Below are 15,767 nucleotides of genomic sequence, written 5' to 3'. Positions count from 1 at the left end.
CCGTCCGGGGAGGCTATCCCCGTGACCCCGAAAGAACTCCCCGGACGCCCGGCACGCGCCGTCATCGCTACGCTCGGCCTGCTCTATCTGTGCGCGGTGCTCTGGGTGACGCTCCGCCCCCTCCCCTGGGCGACCGAGGGCAACCAGGAGCCCTACGGCATCCTGAACCCGCGCGCCTGGATCGGGTCGTCGACCTGGCTGAGTGGCTCACCGCTCGAGGTCGCGGCCAATGTCGCGATGTTCCTGCCGCTCGGGCTCGTGGCGGGACTTCTGTTCCGGGGCGCCGCCCGTGTGATCATTCCTGTGGCCGTGACCGTCGCGATCGAGCTGGCGCAGATCCCGCTGGGCGACCGCATCTCGCACCCGCGCGACCTCGTCGCGAATGCGTCGGGCGCCGTGCTCGGCCTGATGATCGCCGTGCTGGTGGTCAGCCGAAGGTCAGCACGGGCTTGACGACCTCGCCCGACTCGCTGTCGGTGAACGCCTGGTCGATCTCGGCGAACGGGTACGACCGAACCAGCTTGTCGAAAGGGAACTCCCCCGCCAGATACAGCTCGATCATCTCGGGGATGAAGAGCTGAGGGATCACACCGCCCTCGACGACGGAGGTGATTCGGATGGCCCGGGCCACGGCCTGCGACAGGTTCACTTTCGACTCCGCTTCGGGGTTCGCCGCGGCGAGGAAGATGGCGTGCCCTCGGTGTCCGAGCGACTGCAGCATCCCTTCCACGACCGCCGCGTTCCCGGTCGTGTCGATCGCGTAGTCGACGCCGGACCCGCTGATCGAGGCGAGCTCTTCGACCGTGTCGGCCTCTCGCGCATTCACCGTGTGCGTTGCGCCCAGCTCGAGGGCGAGCTCGAGGCGCTCGGGAACGACATCGACCGCGACGATCGTCCGCACGCGCGCGACTCGAGCCGCCAGGATGGCCGACATGCCCACGGCACCGGTGCCAAAGACGACGAGGGTGCTGTCCATCCGCGGCTGGAGGACCTTCAGAACAGTGCCCGCACCGGTCTGGACCCCGCACCCGAGTGGCGCAAGCACCTCGAGAGGGACGTCCCCCCGAACCTTGACGACGCTGCGCGTCGGCACGTTCGCGTAGGTGGCGAATGCCGACTGACCGAAGAAGTGGGAGTTGACCTGCCCGCCCTCGTCATCGGCAAGCGAGGTCGATCCATCCGGTCGTCCGCCCGCGAAGTTCTGCTCGTACGAGTTCGCACAGAATGACGGGTTTCCGCTGAGGCAATCGACGCATGTGCCGCAGCTGGCGACCGTCAAGACGACATGGTCGCCGACCTCGAGGTGCGTCACGCCGTCGCCCACGCTCTCGATGACACCGGCTCCCTCGTGGCCGAGGACTATCGGGAACGTGGTCGGGATCCATCCGTCCCGAACGGCCATGTCGGTGTGGCACACGCCGGTGGCGACCATCCGAACCTGGACCTCGCCCGCGCGGGGCGCGTCGAGCGTCAACTGAGCCATCTCGAATTCGCCCTCGAGCGCGGGCATGACTGCTGCGGTGATCGTGGTGGAACTCATGGAGGATCCTCTCGTCAAGGCGACTCGTACGCCGCCGCGATCTGGTCGTCGATTGGGTTTCCAGTGTGTGCGGATGTGTCGCCGATGCCCGCCCCCTTCCGTTATCCGCTCACACGCTGTAAGGGGGTCGGCGCATCCAGCGTTCGCTCAGGAAGTCGGGGGTAGCGCCTCCTAGGCTGGACGCACCAAGGGGAGTACCCCGACACGGTCGGCTCGTCACTACGGATGCTTACAGCATCCCGGGTCGCCGGTCCTCGATCAGAGGATGGGGAAGACCTTGGCGTCGATTCGCTCACGCCACGGTTGGGAACCCCTTGAACATCACGCCGCTCATCTGGATCATCACGATCGCCGTCACGATCGCGTTCTTCGTCTACGAGTTCTTCGCGCACGTCCGCAAACCGCACGAGCCTTCCATCGGCGAATCCGCGCGGTGGTCGGCGTTCTACATCGGCCTCGCGCTGCTGTTCGGCGTCGGCATCGGAGTCGTGTCGGGCTGGACCTACGGCGGCGAGTACTTCGCCGGCTACCTGACCGAGAAGGCTTTGTCGATCGACAACCTTTTCGTGTTCCTGATCGTCATGACCGGCTTCGCCGTTCCGAAGATCTACCAGCAGAAGGTGCTGATGATCGGCATTGTGATCGCCCTGATCCTGCGTGGAATCTTCATCGCGGTCGGTGCGACGCTGATCGAGAACTTCTCGTGGATCTTCTACCTCTTCGGCGCCCTCTTGCTGTTCCTTGCCTACCGGCAGGCGTTCGCCCACGGCGACTCGAACCCGGCCGACGGCAAGTTCATGCGCTTCGTGCGCCGCCACCTCCCCGTGACGGACGAGTACCACGGCGACAAGCTGACCGTGCGGAAGGGCGGCCGACGCTGGGTCACGCCGATGTTCCTCACGATCATCGCGATCGGATTCGTCGACCTCATCTTCGCCGTCGACTCGATCCCTGCCATCTACGGGCTGACGAACGAGGCCTATATCGTCTTCACCGCCAACGCGTTCGCCCTGATGGGACTCCGCCAGCTGTTCTTCCTGATCGGCGGGCTGCTCGAGCGCCTGGTCTACCTGGCGCAGGGGCTAGCGGTGATCCTCGCCTTCATCGGTGTCAAGCTCGTGCTGCACGCCATGCACGTCAACGAGTTGCCCTTCATCAACGGCGGCGAGCCCATGCTGTGGGCACCCGAGATCCCGATCTGGTTCTCACTGCTCTTCATCGCGGCGACGATCGCCGTGGCGACGATCGCGAGCCTCATCAAGACGCGGAACGACGCCCGGCCCGTTGCCGAGCAGATGGAGGAGCAGCTGCCGGAGAAGGGTTCAGCTCTGTAGCTGACTCAGCAGCTCGACATGATCGGCGGTGCCCGTGAATTCGGTGATCCGTCCGTTCACGACGCGGTACATCCCGAACTCGGCGACATTCACGTGGCGCCGAGTCGGGGTGATCCCGCGAAACTCAGCGACATGGGTGCCACCCGCTCGCAGGTGCGCGGCAAGACGATCGTCTTCGACGACGAGTTGGATGCGTCGCCACCGCCAGTCGGGAAACGCCCGGAACAGATCCGCCAGGTCTTCGACCCAGGCATCCGCTCCGCTCGGCAGGTGCGCCCGGCGAACCGAAGGGTCAAGAAACGAGCGGATAGTGGCGAGGTCGTGCCGGTTGTAGGCGTCGAGGAAGTCGGCGTACCACTCGCGCATCTGCCACGGTTCCATCTGTCCATTCTCGCGTTCCCGCGACGAGGTCCGTGCTTGACCCGAAGCCGCAGCCTGGCTAGCGTTGCAAGGCTGTGCCGACGGCACGGCACTCAAAGGCAGGCCGAGGGGACGACGCGATGAACCCGCTGCGGGAGCTTCGCAATACGACGGTGCTGGTTCTGAAGAACCAGTTCCGCTACGAGTCGTGCCCTCCGGCGCCGGCCGTGTAGAAGCATCCGCTTTTCTCACGCCCCGCACCGCACAGGTTCGGGGCGTTTTCCTTTTCCGCGAGGCGGGGACGGATCGTCCGAATCACCTGGGCGGCCCGCCACCCCAACAAGAAGGAAAGGAATCATGGAAAGGCTCACGAACCGCCTGCTGTCGTGGGCGAGCCTGATCGACGAGAAGACCATCGACCAGGCCCGCACATCGTCGCGCATGCCGTTCATCTACCCACATCTGGCCCTCATGCCCGATGCACACCTCGGGCTCGGCGCGACGGTGGGATCGGTGATCCCGACACTCGGGGCCATCATGCCCGCGGCGGTCGGCGTCGATATCGGCTGCGGCATGATCGCGGTCAAGACCGCGTTCACCCGCTCGGATCTGTCCGGACGCGACCTCGTAGAGCTCCGCGAGCAGATCGAGCGCGCCATCCCGCTGTCTGCCGGCCGCGACAACCGCAAGATCGTCGCGACAGCAGAACCACGGGTTGCCGAGTTGGAAGACCTCGCCACGCAGGCCGGGTTCGATCCCGCCGCGTACGCGGGGCACTGGCGCAACCAGCTCGGGTCGCTCGGCAGCGGCAACCACTTCATCGAGATCTCGGTCGACGAGACCGACGCGGTGTGGATGTTCCTGCACTCCGGGTCACGGGGCGTCGGCAACAAGATCGCCCAGCACCACATCAAGGTCGCGCAGCGGCTCGCGAAGCAGTGGTGGATCGAGCTGCCGCACCCCGACCTGGCCTACCTGGTCGAGGGCACGCCGGAGTTCACGCGGTACATCAGCGAACTGCGGTGGGCTCAGCAATTCGCACTGCTGAACCGCGAAGAGATGATGGACCGCGTCGCGAACCAGCTCGGCCGCTTCCTCGGCACGGGCGTTGACGGCTCGGGTGTCGAGGAGCTCGAGCGGATCAACTGCCACCACAACTTCACCGAGTCCGAGATGCACTTCGGCAAGCGGGTGTGGGTCTCGCGAAAAGGAGCCATCATGGCGGATGCCGGTCGCCCCGGGCTGACTCCCGGGTCGATGGGCACGGCGTCGTACGTCGTGGAGGGCAAGGGCAACCCGCTCTCGCTCAACTCGTCTCCGCACGGTGCCGGGCGGGAGCACTCGCGCACGTCGGCCCGCAAGACGTTCACGCACGAGCAGCTGCGTGAGGCGATGGTGGGCATCGAATACCGGGACACCGATGCCTTTCTCGACGAGATTCCGCAGGCCTACAAGCCGATCGATCAGGTGATGGCGGATGCCGCCGATCTGGTCACGGTGCGGCACACCCTGCGGCAGATCGTCAACGTGAAGGGCGACTGAGCCGCGGCGAATGTCAGAGCAGGGGGTCGGGTGGCATCCGATCCCCTGCCCTCAGCGGAGTTCGAGAACCCTCCACATCCCGCTCGACGAGTCTCCGATGCCTAGGAGAACGACCCTGACGTCATTACGGTGGGGACATGAAGGTCATCGCCGTGTACAGCACCAAGGGCGGCGTGGGCAAGACGACCGCTGCCGTCAACCTCGCCTGGGAAGCCGCGAAAGAGTTTCGCGTGCTGCTCTGGGATCTCGATCCACAGGGGGCTGCGACCTTCTTGCTGCAGGTCAAACCCAAGGTCAAGGGCGGCGTCGCCGCGCTCGTCGCGGGCGACAGCAAGGTCAGCGGAGCCATCCGGTCCACCGCGTATGACAACCTCGATGTTCTCCCCGGCAACGCGAGCTATCGGGACCTCGATCTCGTCTTCGACAACGCGAAGAAGTCCGAGCAGAGGGTCGCGAAGATCCTCGAGCAGGTCGAGCGCGATTACGACGTCGTCATTCTCGACTGCCCGCCCGGCGCGTCGCTCGTGGCCGAGAACGCGGTGTTCTCGGCGGATGCTGTCGTCGTCCCGCTCGTGCCCTCGCCACTGTCGATGCGATCCCTCGAGCAGGTGGTCGAGTTCGTCGGAGCATCCGTATCGAAGGCCCGCGTCGTCGGATTCCTCTCGATGGTCGATCGGCGCAAGACCCTGCACCGGACGACCGTCGAGCAGCTCCCGCAGGCGCAGAAGGCGGTGACGGATGTGGTCGTCCCCGCGACGGTCCATGTCGAGCGCATGGGCACGGAGCGCGCGCCGATCGGAAGCTACGCACCCCACGCCGAGGCCGCGCAGGCCTACGGCGATCTGTGGAAGCAGATCCGCGCAGTCGTCAAGCCGAAGGCACGGGGCAAGAAAAGCTGAGGGAGCGCCCACAGCACGCGTGATGCGCCGCGGTCACGCCCTGCCGGCGAGCAGCGCCTTGGCTTCTTTCTCGATCAGCACAGGCACGAAGTCACGGACCTTCGCGCCGGAGAACGTCGCACGTGCATACTCGACGGCGTCCGTGACCGACTCGGGCGAAGCCGCCGGAAACTGCTCCCGCAATCGCTGCACGATCTCAGAGATCGCCTTGCTTTCGTCGACAACTTTGCCGTCTGACATCGTGCACTCCTCAGCAGCTTGGTGCGAATCGCCACCCTTTCGCTGACTTTACTCAATTCGCGTGAACCAGCGCCACGACGATCACTGAGCGCGCCATGGAGCGACTACTCGTCGGTGCTCTCACCCCTCCGGCTCTCATGTGCGGGGCTCACATCGGCCGGCAGGCTGTGCCAGATGTCGAGGTTCACCGACTCGGCCCCCTGCACGTCGCCCTCGGCAAGGCGCCCAATGAGCTGCTCGTGCCGCTCGACCGAGGCGCGCCCGTCGCCCGTGAATTGGAGCAACTCAGCGCGGCGGACGAGGGGACCGAATTGTTGGAGGACCGCCTCGAGAGCGCGATTTCTGAGAGCGGCGACGGGGATCATGTGAAGCTCGTCGTCCGCATCCAGGGCCGCCGACAGGTCATCGGCGTCGAGCGCCTGCGCGAAGCGGTGATTTGCGTCACGCATCCGGTCGATGTCGTCGGCGCTCAGCTTTCCCGCGGCCTCGCGCACGGCCAACCCGTGCATCGCGGCAATGACATCCCGGGCGTCACGGACCGCCTGCGGATCGATCGTGCTGACCGTCGTCGAGCGGCCGGGCACCGCAACCACTAGGCCGCTCGCTCCGAGACGCAGCAGAGCCTCGCGCACCGGGGTTCTGCTGACTCCGAGCCACTCCGCGAGATCTCCGTCGCGCAGCTGCTCCCCCGGCTCGAACGTGCCGTCCACGATGGCGTCGCGAAGACGGCGATACACGTCGTCACGAAGGAGGGAACGGTCTACGCCTGAGCGGCCAGCGGGAATCGGCATGCAATACATTGCGCACACGGCGGGGAGTGATGCAAATCTCAGGGCAGTTGCGCAGTCTTGATCAACTGTCCGTTTCGGCTCCGCGGCGCAGAACCCCTCGGCCCTAGGCCGAGACGGTCCGCCGGCGAGCTTGCCGGACCCGGAACCACAGGCTCAGCTCGCGCGTTGCGCGCAGCACGGCATCCGCGTCATTCACTTTCTCGAGGTCATCGAAGGTGCTACGGAATCCTGCCGGGAGCGGCGTGCGCGCCTCATCGACCGGCTCGTACCCCATCGTCCATTCGGTGAACTGTCGGGCTGGAGGTTTGGTGTCGACCAGTACCCGCGCATCCGTGTGACGGGTATCGACCCAGATGCGGGTGAGCAGAGCGCGCACCGCCTTTTCGGGTCCCTCGAGGTACTGGATGAACCGTCCGTTGCGATAGAGCAGCATCCCAGTGATGTCGGCTTGCTCGTTCGCCGCCCGGCTGTGCGCCAGCAAGGCTTCGAGCTCGGATTCGTCGAGGAGCGTCACCGCGAAGCTCGTGTAGACGAGCGAATACAGCTCGCCACCCGCGTCACCCGAGCTCTCTACGGTGTTCACGAGCCGCCCTCGTACGCGCTGGCCACGGCCTCCCGGGCATCAGCCAGGTGCGCGAAAGTACCGATCGGTTGCGTGTGCGTATCGAGGGCGAGAAAGCGTCCGTCGTCTTGCCGGTCGATGCACCCGAGAAAATGTCCGGGACGACTTGCGACATAGAAGCCGTCGTCCACGCGAGCCCACACGACATCGCGGCGTTCTGTTTCGGTCTGCACTGCTTTTCGATCCATCTCTGGCGCAGGAAAGACCCGAGCCTCATTGCTTGTGGATCCCACGCTAGCTGCGCTGGGCATATGGGCGACGGGTATTGCAGACTTACGCCGGAGTCGATAGTGCGAGCCTTGACGCTTTCTCATGGAAGAACGTCGACCCCCGTTTCGATACGTCGCGGGCGTCGAGACCGTGTGAGCGAGTGCGGCGCCTGCTGCTCGGACGCCTACTCCTCCGACGCGTGACCGTAGGGCTTGGGTACATGCACGGGTACGGGCACCTGCAGCGTGGCCGGCAGCGAGATCGCGGCGGGGTCGATGTCGTGCTCCGGTCCGGTCACGGTGCTCCCTGTCGTCGGCAAATGGCGGTGTCGTCTCGCGAGGCCAACCCACTGCCCTAAACATAGTGCTCGCTATCTTATTTGTCGACGGATTCCGCCGAACGGGCGCCCTATGCTCGGTGGACGGAGAGGAAGCCCACCGTGAAGCAGCAAAGAGCGATCGCGACACGCGAGGCGCTCGTCCTGTCCGCCTCGCGCGTCTTCGCCGCCGGTGGTTATCGTGCGGCCACCCTGAGCCAGATCTCCGCCGACGCCCAGGTGACACAGGGTGCGCTGTACTTCCACTTCCGTTCGAAGAAGGATCTTGCGGCAGAGGTCATCCGGCAACAGCATGAACTCTCGATCGCCGTCGGCCAATCCTGCCTCGAGAACTGCACCTCGGGCGTCGAGGGGATGGTTCTGCTCTCCGGAGCGCTCGCCGCACAGATACAGTCCAACCCGATTGTCCAGGCGGGGCTGCGGTTGAGCACGGAGTCGGCGTCGGATCTCGCGGATGCCTCGGTCGCACCCTACGTCGAATGGATCTCGACCTCGCGCCTGTTCTTCGAGAAGGCCGAGCTGCAGAACGAGTTGGTGCGCGATCTAGACGTCGGCATGGCCGCCGAGGTCGTGATCTCGTCCTTCTCCGGGACGCAGTTCGTATCGGTAGCGCTCGCCGGCGGAGTGGATCTGTTCGACCGACTCGCGCGGATGTGGACCGTACTCCTACCCGCCCTGGTCGGCGGCGATCGCGACGTGATCAGCCGGGTGCCGGAATTGCTCCGGTCGGGTTCGCAACTGATGGTCGAGTGAACAGTAACCGACGAGGACGGATGGGGATTGTGGCCGCGGATTCACAGCACGACGTGATCGTCGTCGGTGCAGGACTCGCCGGGTTGCGCGCGGCGATCAAACTCGGGCACGCGGGCCTCGGCGTGACGCTCGTCGAGGCGTCCGACTCGGTCGGCGGACGTCAACGCACGGACGCCGTCGACGGGTTCCTGCTCGACCGCGGGTTTCAGGTGCTCAACCCGGCGTACCCGGCCATCGGCAAATGGGTCGACGCGCAGGCGCTGCGCCTGCAGAACTTTCCGGCTGGCGTCCACGTGCGCCGCGAGCGCGGTCTGGTCTCCATCGCCGACCCCCTGCGGCACCCGTCGACCCTCGCGGCGTCCCTGCGCAGTGGCCTGATCACTCCGCGCGGAATCGTCGGACTCGCACGCTGGATCACGCCCGCGCTGGTCGCACCGCGCCGTGCCGTGCGGGGCCCCGCACGCGCGGGCCGGGCGGGCTGGGACGGGGCGGTCCGAGACGGATGGGACCGCGCTGGCCTCACCGGACCGCTCCGCGACGAGGTACTCGAGCCTTTCCTTGCGGGCGTCATAGCCGATGGCCGTTTCGACACATCCGACGCATTCGTGCGGATGCTCGTTCGCCTGTTCGCCGTCGGCTCACCGGGTCTGCCCGAGCGGGGCATCCAGGCGGTGCCCGCACAGCTCGCGGCCCTCGCTCGGACGCTGTCGGTCGACATCCGGCTGGGGCACGCCGCACGACGGGTGTCGGGTTCTGCGAGCGCCGTCGCGGTCGATGTCGCCGGTGCCGACACTCTCCGGGCGCGCGCGGTGGTGGTGGCGGTCGGGCCTGAGGCGACCGCCGGTCTGACGGGAATCGCGGAGCCCGCGACGCGCGGCTTGCAGACGTGGTGGTTTCAGACGGATACGCCGCCCACCGCATCCGGGATGCTGGCCGTCGACGGGCGCCGCCGTGTGCCCGTTGTGAACACGGCCGTCATCTCACACACCGTGCCCACCTACGCACCGGCGGGCCAACACCTCATCGAAGCGACATGCCTGCTCCCCGGAGGGGACGCCGCGGCACCCGACGAGCGCGACGTGCGGGCTCACCTGAGCGGGATCTGGGGCACGGATGTCGGTGCCTGGCAGTTGCTGCGTCGCGACGATATCCGTCACGCGTTGCCCACACAGAATCCGCCACTGCAGGCTCGGTCACCGCGGGTACGCGCCGGGGTGTACGTCGCGGGCGATCACTGCGACAGCGCCTCGATCGAGGGCGCTCTCGTGTCGGGCGACCGTGCGGCGAGAGCCGTGATCGCGGACCTGTGTGACTCGCGACGACGCTGAACATCCGGCGCCAGCACGGGGAACGCTCACGGCGCCCTCACCTTAGCTCAGCACGGCGTCCAACGCGTCCACAAAGAAGTCGGCAGCGGCCTCGTCGAAGCTGAGCGGCGGCTTGATCTTGAGCACGTTCATCGAGTTGCCCGTGGGCTGCGCGATGATTCCGCGCTGGGGCAGTCGTTCGCAGATCTCGGATGTCTCGGCCGCGGCCGGCTCGAGAGTGACGCGGTCGCGCGCCATCTCCACACCCAGATACAGGCCCTCGCCATGCACCGTCCCGATTAGCTCGTGCAGTTGCGCGAGCGCCTCGGGACGATCCTTCGGATACCGGTCCACGCGCTCGGCGTTCCCCGGAAGGTCCTCTTCGAGGATGACGTCCAGAACAGTGGTCCCGACCACGCACGCGACGGGGCTGCCACCCGTTGACGAGAAGAAGTACCCCTCGGCCGCATAGCTCGCCGCGATCTCCCTCGTCGTGACACCGGCACCCAGCGGATGCCCGTCACCGAAAGACTTGGCGAGCGAGACGATGTCGGGCACCACGCCCTGCTGCTCGAAGCCCCAGAAGCAGCTGTCCAGCCGGCCCAGCCCGACCTGCACCTCGTCCGCAATCGTCAGGCCACCAGCGCGACGCACCTCGGCATACACGGCCTGCAGGTACCCCTCCGGCAGTGTCACACCGCCGGCGCTGCCATAGACCGGCTCGCAGATGAACGCGGCCGGCGGCCGGCCCGAAGCGGCGAGCTCTCGGATCACCGCGGTCGCGTCCTCGGCGTACCAATGCGCCTCGCCACCCCGGTAGCCGCCGCTGAAGGCGTTCGGGACATCGACCGTATGCACCCAGTCGGGTCGGGACTCCAAGGCACGCAGATTGTCCGAGCTCGAGGTTGACACCGTATCCGCCAGGTACGTCCATCCGTGATAGCTCTCGCGCACCGAGACCAGATCTTCGCGCGCCGTGTGCACGCGCGCCAGGCGCAGAGCCAGTTCGACGGCCTCCGAGCCGGAGTTCACGAGGAATACCGTGTCGAGGCTCTCCGGAAGCAGCGCCGTGAGCTTCTCAGCGAGCGCGACGATCGACTCGTAGCGGAACCGAGAGTTCGAGTTGAAGGTGCGCCACTGCTCGGCGATCGCACGAGCGACCCGCGGATGGCTGTGGCCGAGCACCGTGACGTTGTTGACCATGTCGACGAACACGCGGCCATCGTCGGCGATCATGTGGTGCCTCCACCCGCGCTCGATGCGCGGAGGCTGCGCGTAGTAGTGCTCCAGCACATCGGCAAGCAACGCCTCGCGGCGCGCGAGCAGATCGTCGCTGCTCTCGGCGGATCGCGACGAAGTCTCGGACGGAGACTCATCCCCGAGCCTGAGCAGCGCCGAGGAGTTGCCGAGATACGGCACCCACCGGGCGGCGAAGTCCGGCAGAACGAAGGCGGGAACGTCCGCATCGAACGCGTTCGAGATCACGGTGAGGCGATACCGCCCACCCGCAGATAGCGTGCCGATCGACGCGCGACGACGGGACGCCCCATCCCGGCTGCTCAATCAGTCCGGCGACCCAGGGGGCGCCCATCCGGTTGGTCCGGTTGAACAGCGCGGGAAGGATCGAGTCGCGTGACAGCGCGAAGCTGTTGCGGTTGATCGCGTTGTGGAAGGCGAGCTGGCCGGCAAAGATGCTCGAGACGATCAGCACGAACATCACCGATACGCCCCAGTCACCCACGTACGTGCCCATCGCGATGAAGAAGAACGCGGCCGGGTCCTCGGCGATGACGCCCTGCACGGCCGCATCTCCGAATGCATGGATGACGAGCCACAGCGTCCCCGTGTAGAAGATGGCCAGGAATGCCACGGCGATGTACGTCGCCCGTGGGATCGAGCGCTCGGGGTCGCGGGTCTCGCTCCGGTACAGCACCGTCGACTCGAAGCCCATGAAGGCGGCGAAACCGAAACCGAGGATCGCGAACATGCTCGGGGTGAAGATGTTCTCCGGCGCGAATGTGCCGAACTCCAGTTGGCCGGCCCGCTGGCTCAGGATGGACACGGCGAGGATGACCAGCAGGACGATCTCGAGAACGAGAAGCACCCCCAGCACCTTGGCGCCTAGTCGACGCCGAGTGCTGCGAGGCCGAAGACGAGAACCGCACCGCTCACCGAGAGAATCCACCACTGCACGTCGAGGCCGAAAACCACGGAGAACATTCCCTGTGCCATGACACCGAAGAGACCCCAGAGCCCGATCTGCAGAAGGTTGTAAGAGATCCACGCGAGAAAGCCGGCCGCCAGACCGATGACCCGACCGAGCCCAACCGAGATGTAGGTGTAGAACCCACCCATCGGCTTGAGGTTTCGCGCCATGAAGAGGAAGCCGATGGCGAAGATGGCCAGCACCACACCGGCGACGCCATAGACGATCGGCGCAGAGACGCCTCCGATGAGTACGGCGAGAGGTCCGATACCGGCGAGCACGCTCAGCGGGGCTGCGGCCGATATGATCAGGAAGACGACTCCCCAGGTACCGAGGGCGGCCTTCTTGAGCTTTCCGGTTGGTTCATCTGTGAGGAACGACGAGTCGAGTGTCATGGCAGATCTTTCTGTCAGGTGATGAAGCTACGGGTGACGCTGCGGTTCATTGGGGGACAGTGTGCCGTACATATGACCCGGTGCACAATCGATTGTGCAATATTGATGTCTCACAGCGACCCTAGGATCGACCCGAGGAGGCTGACGATGTCATCCAGGCGAGTTTCGACTCTGCAAGACGTCGCCGACCTCGCAGGCGTTTCGCGTGGCACCGCGTCTCGGGCGCTCACCGGCGAGGGTCGCGTCTCGGAAGAGACGAGATCACGCGTACGCCAGGCTGCGGCAAGTCTCAGCTACGCCATCAACCGAGGTGCCCGCAACCTTCGACAGGCTCGAGCCGGTTCGATCGGACTGTGGATGCCTGGCGGCATGAACTTCATGGACTACTACATGAACTTCGCCGCCGGTGTCGTAGACAGCACCACAGACAAAGAACTGACCGTTTCTCTCGTTCCCGCAGACTTTCCGGCAGGCAAGGCACGGAGCCTCCACGTCGACGGATTCGTGATGGCAGACGTTGTGGATGGCGATGAATTGGCCCGAGCGATCCTCGAAACCGGGCGTCCCGTCGTTGTATCAGAGCTCGTTCCGCCGGGTATGCCGGAGCCCACCGCGATCGTGGCCGGCAACCATCAGTCAGCGATGAACACTCTCCTTGACCGCCTACGGCTCGGGGGGGCAACGTCGATCGCCCTGGTCAGACCGCCCGTCAGCCAGACGTGGGTGCGCATACCCGCCGAGGCAGCCACCGCCTGGGCGACCACGCACGGCCTCCCCCTGACATTCGTCGATCTCACCGGGGTGCCGTCCGCGGAGGATCTGCATCACATAGTTCAACAGCTTCGGTCGATCCGTCCAAAGGTCGACGCAATCGTCTGCCTCCCGCAAGGCCTCAGCGTCGGCATCCTCTCGACATTGCGCGAGTTCGGATTCTCCGTGCCCGACGATATCCAGCTCGTCTCCTACTCTGATAGCCCGACCCTTCAGATCGTGCAACCGCCGATCTCCGCTCTGGACCTGAGGGCGAAGGATGCGGGCCGGCGGGCCGGCGATCTTCTCATCGAGATCATCGAGGCCGGCGGGACCGCCGAGCAAACGGTCGAGACCTTCGATCTGATCTACCGCGAGCGGGCATCCACGTGTGCAGTGAGGATGTAGGACCGATTCCAGACCTCCCCCGACCCCCGCTCTCGAACGCGCTTCCGCCCGCCCGGACGTATCGGTCGAAATCGGCGGCCGATACAGCGCCCGAGCGGACGACGGCGAGCTGCTCTACATCCGCGCCTGAGGGGCGAGGAGCTACACGGCTCCTGCGAGCGCAGCGGCCTGCAGCCGTCGGGCGTTCTGAATGAGGTCCACTCCGTCCGGTCCCCACAGCAGACGCGCCAGACGGGCTTCGTTCTCGGGGCTTTGTAGCTCGCGGATGCCCTCCGCGTGCTGGGCGAGGATCTCGTCGGACGCATCAATCTGCGCCCGGCTCATTCCAGACGCCACCTGGAGCTTTTCCGGGAGGATCGCGTGCGTGACGTCGCTCCAATCCCCGCACACCTCGGCCAGGGCATCGGTGGCCAGCTTGTGCGAGGGATCCCAGTTCTGCTTCCCGACGGTCTCGTACTGGGCGATCATGTTCATCCCAGTCTCGAGATCAGCGAACACGCTCTCTCTGAGTCCGAAGTAGGGCAAGTACTTTTCGTATAGAGCGCCCAGTTCTGCCATGTTCGTGGGGATCTCGGACTCGTCAGTGCCGACGAGACGCAGGTAGGCACCGATTTCCAGCACGTACTGATCGCGCTCTTCCGGCGTCAGGGGCTGGGGCGGCTGGTCGCCGTTCCAGGCCAGATTTTCGTAGACGCACAGGATCGCGTGCATCTCGGTGAGCGCTGCCCACATCGCATCGCGCGGCTGGTCAGCCGCATAGCCGCCGAGCGAAGGATCTTCGGGATCGATGACCGGCCCCACCACGTGACCGTGGATGCGGTGCAGGTGAGCGGCCATGTTCTCTGCCGTTGCGGTGTCACCGAGCCACATCGGGGCGTGTATCCCGGCGTTGCGCTGGAAGCGCTCGAAGAAGTCGAACATCGTGAACGTCCCCTTGCGCGCTTTCCGCGAGATCGGGTCCAGGTCAGGGATGCCCGCGGTGACGGGCTTGTAGAGGAACTGCAGCGACGCCTGGGCTGCCGTCTCGAAGACGATCGTCGCGGGATGAAGGAGCACTCGCCAGGCGACCGAGCGAGGGCCGAACAGCCGTAGTCGGGCACGCCGTCACTGTCGAGCGACCCTCCCGCGGGAACGACCTCCCCGAACCTGCGCCAACGCGCGGTATCTCCGAGCATGAGCTCTTCGGTAACAATCGGGATGCCCGGCTTTCGGGCTTCGGCAGGTGCATCCATGAAAAGACCCCCTTGTCAATACGTACGCAATTCGTACGTAACAGGTCTATATCTACTCGCCTGTTACTGCAAGGACTTTCCGGCCCGCCGAAGGGGAGCCCGATAATGGAGGAACCCGACGATTGAGTGGTGGTAGCGGCAGTGGCAGATCAGAAACAGAAACAGAAACCGGCGGGACGACCCAGAGACCCGGAGATCCGGAAGCGGGTTCTCTTGGCCGCTCAACGCGTGTACGTGCGCGCCGGATCCAGCGGCTTCAGCTTCGAAGCCGTGGCCAGAGAGGCGGCCGTCGGGAAACCCGCGATCTATCGGCGCTGGGCCTCCTCCCAGGAGCTCATGCACGACGTGCTGTCCTCCCACGCACTGGTGCCGGACAGGTCATCGCAGGGCAATATCGGCACGGTGCTGCGAGCGGTCGCCATGTCTTCGCTGCGCCTCGTCCACTCCGAGGAGGGCGCGTTCATTCTGCGAATGAGCTCCGAACGCGGCCTGCACCCGGAGTTGTTCAATCAGTACTTCGAGCGCGTTGGCAACGTCATCCATTCTCAGAACCGGGCGCTCATCGTAGAGGCGATCAGTCGGAGTGAGCTCGCGGAGGACTGCAACCCAGACATCCTCATTCAAACGATCACGGGCTCGGCCCTCGTGAGCTCACTGATGGGCTTCTCCGTGCCGCCCGAACAGGATGAGGAAGCCGCTGTGCGGTATTGCGACGATCTCGTCTCGCAGCTCCTGCGGGGCGTGTCGAGCGACCCGTCGTCTGCGGCACGCACGGCGTAGCGTGACGCCGCCTGGCATCGGGTCAGCAGCGGTTCGGATCCCGAGCATCGCGATGCTCACG

At 65.6% G+C, this 15,767-nt stretch carries 18 protein-coding genes; 8 read left to right on the top strand and 10 right to left on the bottom strand.

Translation table 11 applies throughout. The annotated features are described in order from the left end of the window. Positions 1-21 precede the first annotated feature (21 nt). Entirely contained in the window at positions 22-453 is a 432-nt protein-coding gene (locus ACXZ1E_RS11555) for a VanZ family protein (RefSeq protein ID WP_458040634.1), read from the top strand. Here the strand turns inward: ACXZ1E_RS11555 and ACXZ1E_RS11550 are convergent. Then, entirely contained in the window at positions 428-1,540 is a 1,113-nt protein-coding gene (locus ACXZ1E_RS11550; protein WP_458040633.1) for an NAD(P)-dependent alcohol dehydrogenase, read from the bottom strand. The two genes, ACXZ1E_RS11555 and ACXZ1E_RS11550, sit on opposite strands and share 26 nt — an antisense overlap. A gap of 314 nt (positions 1,541-1,854) precedes the next feature. On the opposite strand from ACXZ1E_RS11550, the gene ACXZ1E_RS11545 reads away from it, so the two are divergent. Then, positions 1,855-2,874 carry a TerC family protein gene (locus ACXZ1E_RS11545; RefSeq protein ID WP_458040632.1) on the top strand — a complete coding sequence of 340 codons (1,020 nt, stop codon included), beginning with the start codon at positions 1,855-1,857 and terminating at the stop codon, positions 2,872-2,874. Here the strand turns inward: ACXZ1E_RS11545 and ACXZ1E_RS11540 are convergent. Then, complete coding sequence (locus ACXZ1E_RS11540; RefSeq protein WP_458040631.1) at positions 2,863-3,255, bottom strand: ester cyclase; 393 nt, start codon at positions 3,253-3,255, stop codon at positions 2,863-2,865. The genes ACXZ1E_RS11545 and ACXZ1E_RS11540 overlap by 12 nt on opposite strands. Before the next feature lie 336 nt (positions 3,256-3,591). On the opposite strand from ACXZ1E_RS11540, the gene ACXZ1E_RS11535 reads away from it, so the two are divergent. Both ACXZ1E_RS11535 and ACXZ1E_RS11530 read left to right on the top strand, forming a co-directional pair. Next, positions 3,592-4,776 carry an RtcB family protein gene (locus ACXZ1E_RS11535; protein ID WP_458040630.1) on the top strand — a complete coding sequence of 395 codons (1,185 nt, stop codon included), beginning with the start codon at positions 3,592-3,594 and terminating at the stop codon, positions 4,774-4,776. Positions 4,777-4,913: 137 nt separating this feature from the next. Then, positions 4,914-5,675: a ParA family protein gene (locus ACXZ1E_RS11530; protein WP_458040629.1), complete on the top strand. Its 762-nt coding sequence runs from the start codon at positions 4,914-4,916 to the stop codon at positions 5,673-5,675. A gap of 33 nt (positions 5,676-5,708) precedes the next feature. Here ACXZ1E_RS11530 and ACXZ1E_RS11525 read toward each other — a convergent pair whose 3' ends face one another. The 4 genes from ACXZ1E_RS11525 to ACXZ1E_RS11510 all read right to left on the bottom strand — a co-directional run bounded on the left by ACXZ1E_RS11525 (position 5,709) and on the right by ACXZ1E_RS11510 (position 7,516). Further along, positions 5,709-5,915 (bottom strand): three-helix bundle dimerization domain-containing protein, encoded by a 207-nt coding sequence (locus tag ACXZ1E_RS11525; RefSeq protein WP_458040628.1) that lies wholly within the window; start codon positions 5,913-5,915, stop codon positions 5,709-5,711. Between the two features lie 104 nt (positions 5,916-6,019). Then, on the bottom strand, positions 6,020-6,706 hold the full coding sequence (locus ACXZ1E_RS11520; protein WP_458040627.1) for a GntR family transcriptional regulator: 687 nt from the start codon (positions 6,704-6,706) through the stop codon (positions 6,020-6,022). A 103-nt stretch (positions 6,707-6,809) separates the two neighbouring features. Then, positions 6,810-7,289, bottom strand: a complete 480-nt coding sequence (locus ACXZ1E_RS11515; RefSeq protein ID WP_458040626.1) for a BLUF domain-containing protein — start codon at positions 7,287-7,289, stop codon at positions 6,810-6,812. Next, entirely contained in the window at positions 7,286-7,516 is a 231-nt protein-coding gene (locus ACXZ1E_RS11510; RefSeq protein WP_458040625.1) for a hypothetical protein, read from the bottom strand. Before ACXZ1E_RS11510 ends, ACXZ1E_RS11515 begins: the two co-directional genes overlap by 4 nt. A 461-nt stretch (positions 7,517-7,977) precedes the next feature. Between ACXZ1E_RS11510 and ACXZ1E_RS11505 the strand changes: the two genes are divergently transcribed. Together ACXZ1E_RS11505 and ACXZ1E_RS11500 are read left to right on the top strand one after the other, a co-directional pair. Then, positions 7,978-8,628, top strand: a complete 651-nt coding sequence (locus tag ACXZ1E_RS11505; RefSeq protein ID WP_458040624.1) for a ScbR family autoregulator-binding transcription factor — start codon at positions 7,978-7,980, stop codon at positions 8,626-8,628. A gap of 29 nt (positions 8,629-8,657) precedes the next feature. Then, positions 8,658-9,956, top strand: coding sequence for an FAD-dependent oxidoreductase (locus ACXZ1E_RS11500; protein ID WP_458040623.1), 1,299 nt, complete (start codon positions 8,658-8,660; stop codon positions 9,954-9,956). A 42-nt stretch (positions 9,957-9,998) separates the two neighbouring features. Here ACXZ1E_RS11500 and ACXZ1E_RS11495 read toward each other — a convergent pair whose 3' ends face one another. The 3 genes from ACXZ1E_RS11495 to ACXZ1E_RS11485 are packed head-to-tail and all read right to left on the bottom strand — an operon-like array spanning position 9,999 to position 12,536. Next, a complete protein-coding gene (locus ACXZ1E_RS11495; protein ID WP_458040622.1) occupies positions 9,999-11,420 on the bottom strand; it encodes an aminotransferase class III-fold pyridoxal phosphate-dependent enzyme in 1,422 nt (473 codons plus the stop codon). After that, positions 11,308-12,039 carry an APC family permease gene (locus ACXZ1E_RS11490; RefSeq protein WP_458040621.1) on the bottom strand — a complete coding sequence of 244 codons (732 nt, stop codon included), beginning with the start codon at positions 12,037-12,039 and terminating at the stop codon, positions 11,308-11,310. Before ACXZ1E_RS11490 ends, ACXZ1E_RS11495 begins: the two co-directional genes overlap by 113 nt. A gap of 17 nt (positions 12,040-12,056) precedes the next feature. Beyond that, positions 12,057-12,536, bottom strand: coding sequence for a hypothetical protein (locus ACXZ1E_RS11485; protein WP_458040620.1), 480 nt, complete (start codon positions 12,534-12,536; stop codon positions 12,057-12,059). Positions 12,537-12,683: 147 nt separating this feature from the next. Here ACXZ1E_RS11485 and ACXZ1E_RS11480 point away from each other — a divergent pair, with 147 nt between their 5' ends. Then, positions 12,684-13,694 (top strand): LacI family DNA-binding transcriptional regulator, encoded by a 1,011-nt coding sequence (locus ACXZ1E_RS11480; RefSeq protein WP_458040619.1) that lies wholly within the window; start codon positions 12,684-12,686, stop codon positions 13,692-13,694. 141 nt (positions 13,695-13,835) lie between these two features. Here the strand turns inward: ACXZ1E_RS11480 and ACXZ1E_RS11475 are convergent, their stop codons facing one another. Then, the gene (locus ACXZ1E_RS11475) at positions 13,836-14,750 is read right to left on the bottom strand and encodes an oxygenase MpaB family protein (protein ID WP_458040618.1); all 915 of its coding nucleotides are present in this window, start codon (positions 14,748-14,750) and stop codon (positions 13,836-13,838) included. 389 nt (positions 14,751-15,139) lie between these two features. On the opposite strand from ACXZ1E_RS11475, the gene ACXZ1E_RS11470 reads away from it, so the two are divergent. Then, on the top strand, positions 15,140-15,706 hold the full coding sequence (locus ACXZ1E_RS11470; protein WP_458040617.1) for a TetR/AcrR family transcriptional regulator: 567 nt from the start codon (positions 15,140-15,142) through the stop codon (positions 15,704-15,706). The last annotated feature ends 61 nt before the right edge of the window (positions 15,707-15,767 follow it).

It is taken from the genome of Pacificispira sp. HM-600, assembly GCF_977993705.1.
Note: the sequence above shows the minus strand (reverse complement) of the source record. Positions and strands in the feature narration are given on the sequence as shown.

What these genes read in the sequence shown, in the direction of transcription:
- ACXZ1E_RS11525 (WP_458040628.1), bottom strand. Translation starts at nt 5,915, where the DNA reads ATGTCAGACGGCAAAGTTGTCGACGAAAGCAAGGCGATCTCTGAGATC.
- ACXZ1E_RS11520 (WP_458040627.1), bottom strand. Translation starts at nt 6,706, where the DNA reads ATGCCGATTCCCGCTGGCCGCTCAGGCGTAGACCGTTCCCTCCTTCGT.
- ACXZ1E_RS11550 (WP_458040633.1), bottom strand. Translation starts at nt 1,540, where the DNA reads ATGAGTTCCACCACGATCACCGCAGCAGTCATGCCCGCGCTCGAGGGC.
- ACXZ1E_RS11485 (WP_458040620.1), bottom strand. Translation starts at nt 12,536, where the DNA reads ATGACACTCGACTCGTCGTTCCTCACAGATGAACCAACCGGAAAGCTC.
- ACXZ1E_RS11535 (WP_458040630.1), top strand. Translation starts at nt 3,592, where the DNA reads ATGGAAAGGCTCACGAACCGCCTGCTGTCGTGGGCGAGCCTGATCGAC.
- ACXZ1E_RS11510 (WP_458040625.1), bottom strand. Translation starts at nt 7,516, where the DNA reads ATGGATCGAAAAGCAGTGCAGACCGAAACAGAACGCCGCGATGTCGTG.
- ACXZ1E_RS11540 (WP_458040631.1), bottom strand. Translation starts at nt 3,255, where the DNA reads ATGGAACCGTGGCAGATGCGCGAGTGGTACGCCGACTTCCTCGACGCC.
- ACXZ1E_RS11480 (WP_458040619.1), top strand. Translation starts at nt 12,684, where the DNA reads ATGTCATCCAGGCGAGTTTCGACTCTGCAAGACGTCGCCGACCTCGCA.
- ACXZ1E_RS11530 (WP_458040629.1), top strand. Translation starts at nt 4,914, where the DNA reads ATGAAGGTCATCGCCGTGTACAGCACCAAGGGCGGCGTGGGCAAGACG.